A 4,185-nucleotide genomic window follows, 5' to 3' on the forward strand; every position below is an offset into this window, starting at 1 on the left:
TGCTGATGCGGCAATATTGTCAAGTGAATCTTTAATGATTTGTGCGATATCTAACGTTCCAGCTGGATCAGCTGGGTCATAGGTGAAAAATGGCTTAGTGGATGGAGAAGTCGCATTATTTTTTATTTCCGCCACACTCCATCCATTAGAATGCACCGTATTAAACTGATCAGCAAATGCTTTTGCCATGGCATTTAAATCTCCTAGCATTTCGGGATATAACCCTCTCGTCGTTGTACCTCCGTCTTCGCTGTAACCATAAGAATAAAGAAGAGCTCCTACTTTTCCGTTTTCTTTTAAGCGCTCAAATGTTGAAAATGATGCATCGCCAAGAGAAAAGCTAACAATTGGCCCCGTCTTAGCTACGTTATCTTGATATGTCACTTGAAATTCATTGACTTTCCCAAGTCGTCCATCAACAAGCGTGCCGATGACTGTGCTACCAGTTCGATCCACTAACTCTACCGTAAAACGTCCTTCCGCAATTTTTAATGCACTTCCGCCACTTGGCACAGGAGTTACTTTAACGTTCACATATTGCGACAACTCATCTAACAGCCGATTTCGTTCATCATATAAATCGTTCGGCAAATAACCATGCACTTCGACTTCGCTAATTTGTTTGTTTAAGTCATTTAACTGACGCGCCAATGAATTTACAGCTTTCACTGTTACGTCAAGCTCATTTTTTATATCATCACGAATCGACTTTAACGAGCTTGATAAGTAATGAAACGTTTCAGCGACCGCCATGCCGCGCTGACGGACGACGGAGCGCGCACCTGAGTTTGACGGATTGACGGCTAAATCTTGAAGCGACTGCCAAAAACGGTCAAGCGTCTTCGCAAGCCCTTCGTCTGACGGCTCGTTCATAATTTCTTCCATTTTATACAACGCTTCTGCGCGCGTATTCCAATAGCCGTATTTCATATTTTCGCCACGATATTGGACGTCTAAAAATTCTTCGCGCATTCGTTGCACGGTGCCGCCTTCCACACCTGTTCCCATTTGCCCTGGCACGACAGGACGGTTTTTCGACGCAAACGGATATGGCGGCGTTTGTTCAAAGTTTACCCGTTGGCGCGAGTAACCTGGCGTGTTGGCGTTTGCGATATTATGCCCCGTAACGTATAGCGCTTGTTGTTGGGCGGTCATCCCGCGCCGTACCGTTTCTAATCCATGAAATGTTGAAAGCACAAAAAAACCCCCTTACGTTTTTGCTTCAAACGACGACCGTGGCGGCAATTCATCCGTTCGCTTCGGGTCATACGTCACATCTTGTTCGTTCGGTATCATGAGATCAAGGGTAAAATGAATGAACTGAAGCGACTGTTGCAATAGTTGCATATTGAGCTCGTTTTGCTCTTTCAACCGTGCGATTGTTTCGCTTAAATCGCTTGCTAAGTGGAGAAGCTTTGTACGTTCCGTTTCTTCCAACTGTTCTGCGTAACAACGAACCGTTCGCTCTTCTTCAGGTAAATGTGAAAGAAGGCTCATTCGTTCGCTCTCGAGCTGGCGAATGGCCATGACATATTTTTGTTCTTTCGCCATCATTTGTTGCAACGCATGAATGTCGCCTTTTTTAATCGCTTCTGTTTTTTGTTGTGCCAGCTGCAACAGTCCACGGTGAAATGTCAGCAGCTTTTCCATAAGATCGATCATGTTCATTCGCTCCGTCATCGTTTATAATAGCGCAACACGCTTTCCGCAATGGCACGCGCATCGATCGCATACGTCCCTGCTTGCACTTCTGCTTTTAACCGCTCCATTTTTTCTAACCGTTCCGAAGAAAATTTCGCCGCTTCTTGCAATTCTTTCGCCGCGCTTGAAATTTCGACTTGATCTGTTTTTTTCGTCGCTTTTGTTGGTTTTTCAACGCGCGACGTCCGTTCATACGGATTGACGCTCATCGGCTGAATACGATTAATTTTCATCATCCCACCTCGCTTTTCCCGTTCTTCTTTCCTTATGATTATTATCGGCTAAAAGAAAAAAATGTTTAGTCGTCTCTCTCTGTAAAATATGTCGTTTGACGCTTCGCTTGTTTTTGTCGTTCCTCTTCTCGTTGAATTTTCGTCATTTCTTTCTGGATACCACCAATGCACTTTGAACATAGTCGCCCTTCACGTATCGTTGCTCCACACTTTTCGCACGGATAACCGAGGTTCGGAAAATGAACGAGCTGCAGGCGTCCTTTTTTAATCCATTTAACAATTAACGCTTCTTCTACTCCTGTGGCATCCACTACTTGTGGCATCGTTGCTGTTCGATTTTCCCGTTTTCGAATAAATGCGTACACTTTTTCAAACAATTTTTCTTCTTCTTTATAACATGCCTCGCACACATCTCGAAATTGCGTCTTCACAAACAAACTTCCACATTTTGGACAGTTATCTAACATGCTTTCCCCTCCCTTATGTGTAAATATTAATAATCAATCCTTGAATTTCACCGACGAGTCCAAGCAAATCAAGTCCCTTTTTTTCTTTTTCCAACACCGCATTTGTCAGCTCGACTAACTTTTGATCGACTTCTTTCACAAGCTTATAAATTTTCGTCCGTCCCCCGCGACTAAATCCGCGCTGTTCCTCGAGCTGCAAACTATTTTTCACTGCATCGTCTAAAAATTGCTTCACAAGCTTTTTATATTTTTTTAAATCTTCTACCGTTTGCGACTCAGCTAACCTTTTCCCTTGCGCTTCAATTTCTTGCGCCATCGTTTGAAAACGTTCAAATAACACGTCGCTTTTTTTCTTATGCATCACTTCCGTAAACGACACCGATTCCATCGGCGCATCGTCTTTTTTTTCGACACGATTCAACGACGCCCGCGATACTTTTTGCACTTCCATCATCGTTCACACCTTTTTTCTTTTTATTATGCCACACGTACAAAAAAAGGGCGAGGTCGCATCGACCTACCCTTTTTACCCATTAGCTTTTTAACAATTGCAAAATTCCTTGTGGGAGCTGATTTGATTGCGCGAGCATCGCCTGTGCTGCTTGGTTTAAAATGTTGTTTTTCGTAAAGTTCGTCATCTCCATCGCCATATCTGTATCGCGAATGCGTGACTCCGCAGACGTTAAATTTTCATGCGCTGTTTTTAAGTTGTTGATTGCATGCTCAAAACGGTTTTGGTAAGCGCCAAGGTTGCCACGTTCTGTGGAAACTATATTAATCGCATCATCAATCGTTGTAATAGAACTCGATGCTCCAGCTGCAGTAGAAACATCTAAACTGCTAACACCTAACAGTGATGATGTCATACCTGCTATACTTATTTCTACTTCCTCTCCTTCATTTGCACCAATCTGGAATTTAACATTAATAAAACTATTATCCAGCAATGGCGTGCCATTAAATGTTGTTTTATTCGCAATGCGATCAATCTCTTCAATTAATTGCTCAACTTCATTTTGAATATGTCCACGATCATCATCTGTATTTGTACCATTTGCCGCTTGCACTGCTAATTCACGCATACGTTGAAGAATGCTGTGAATCGAGTTGAGCGCCCCCTCCGCTGTTTGAATAAGCGAAATGGCATCTAATGCGTTGCGTTCTGCAACTTCTAATCCGCGAATTTGCGAGCGCATTTTTTCGGAAATGGCTAAACCTGCTGCATCGTCTGCTGCGCGGTTAATGCGTAAACCAGAGGAAAGTTTTTCTAAGTTTTTCGCTGTATTCGATTGGTTGACCGCTAAGTTACGATAAGCGTTTAATGCTTGAATGTTATGGTTGATTCTCATTTTTTTCTCTCCTTTACTCTGTCATAATAAATTGTTCATATGTCGCCGCTTTTTTTGCCACAACGTTTGTTGTCGGTTGTTTTTTTAGTGCCTCGTTCCATGCTGTCGCAATGTCTTTGGCGATCGTTAACACTTCTTGCATCATGGCTACGTCTTTTTTCATATTGGCATCAATAAGACGCTCGGCCATATAGTTGTATAGCGCATCTAATTGATGAGCGATAATGCCTGCGTCATAATTTAACCCAACACCTAGTCGTTGTAAAATATCGTTTGCTTTTTGCAATAGTTTGTTGGCATAAGAGTAGTCGCCTTTTTTTGTGCTTGCGATCGCTTCTTCTACACTTTCAATTAACCCTTCATAAAGTAGCGCTGTTAATTGTTGCGGCGTTTTTTTATACACCGCTTCTTCGGTTAAAAATTCCACGCGCTCAC

7 protein-coding genes are annotated in these 4,185 nt (G+C 42.7%); all 7 read right to left on the minus strand.

Annotation, left to right across the window (positions count from 1 at the left end; all coding sequences use genetic code 11):
* A partial coding sequence (gene flgK, locus V7Z64_RS12125) for a flagellar hook-associated protein FlgK (protein ID WP_334110549.1) occupies positions 1-1,197 on the minus strand: 1,197 nt, incomplete at its 3' end.
* A gap of 12 nt (positions 1,198-1,209) precedes the next feature.
* A complete protein-coding gene (locus V7Z64_RS12130) occupies positions 1,210-1,662 on the minus strand; it encodes a flagellar protein FlgN (RefSeq protein ID WP_021095719.1) in 453 nt (150 codons plus the stop codon).
* 14 nt (positions 1,663-1,676) lie between these two features.
* Positions 1,677-1,934 (minus strand): flagellar biosynthesis anti-sigma factor FlgM, encoded by a 258-nt coding sequence (flgM, locus tag V7Z64_RS12135; RefSeq protein WP_021095718.1) that lies wholly within the window; start codon positions 1,932-1,934, stop codon positions 1,677-1,679.
* A 65-nt stretch (positions 1,935-1,999) separates the two neighbouring features.
* Positions 2,000-2,401, minus strand: coding sequence for a TIGR03826 family flagellar region protein (locus tag V7Z64_RS12140; protein WP_021095717.1), 402 nt, complete (start codon positions 2,399-2,401; stop codon positions 2,000-2,002).
* 13 nt (positions 2,402-2,414) lie between these two features.
* Positions 2,415-2,852: a YaaR family protein gene (locus V7Z64_RS12145; protein ID WP_035063520.1), complete on the minus strand. Its 438-nt coding sequence runs from the start codon at positions 2,850-2,852 to the stop codon at positions 2,415-2,417.
* Positions 2,853-2,934: 82 nt separating this feature from the next.
* Positions 2,935-3,750, minus strand: a complete 816-nt coding sequence (locus V7Z64_RS12150) for a flagellin N-terminal helical domain-containing protein (protein WP_297989946.1) — start codon at positions 3,748-3,750, stop codon at positions 2,935-2,937.
* 13 nt (positions 3,751-3,763) lie between these two features.
* Positions 3,764-4,177 carry a flagellar export chaperone FliS gene (gene fliS / locus V7Z64_RS12155; RefSeq protein ID WP_021095714.1) on the minus strand — a complete coding sequence of 138 codons (414 nt, stop codon included), beginning with the start codon at positions 4,175-4,177 and terminating at the stop codon, positions 3,764-3,766.
* Between the last annotated feature and the right edge of the window lie 8 nt (positions 4,178-4,185).

This window comes from Anoxybacillus sp. (genome assembly GCF_036834105.1).
Taxonomy (GTDB): Bacteria; Bacillota; Bacilli; order Bacillales; family Anoxybacillaceae; genus Anoxybacillus.

Bases quoted from the DNA above. Each gene is read 5' to 3' on its own strand.
- V7Z64_RS12130 (WP_021095719.1), bottom strand. From the start codon at position 1,662: ATGATCGATCTTATGGAAAAGCTGCTGACATTTCACCGTGGACTGTTG.
- flgM (WP_021095718.1), bottom strand. From the start codon at position 1,934: ATGAAAATTAATCGTATTCAGCCGATGAGCGTCAATCCGTATGAACGG.
- V7Z64_RS12145 (WP_035063520.1), bottom strand. From the start codon at position 2,852: ATGGAAGTGCAAAAAGTATCGCGGGCGTCGTTGAATCGTGTCGAAAAA.
- V7Z64_RS12140 (WP_021095717.1), bottom strand. From the start codon at position 2,401: ATGTTAGATAACTGTCCAAAATGTGGAAGTTTGTTTGTGAAGACGCAA.
- V7Z64_RS12150 (WP_297989946.1), bottom strand. From the start codon at position 3,750: ATGAGAATCAACCATAACATTCAAGCATTAAACGCTTATCGTAACTTA.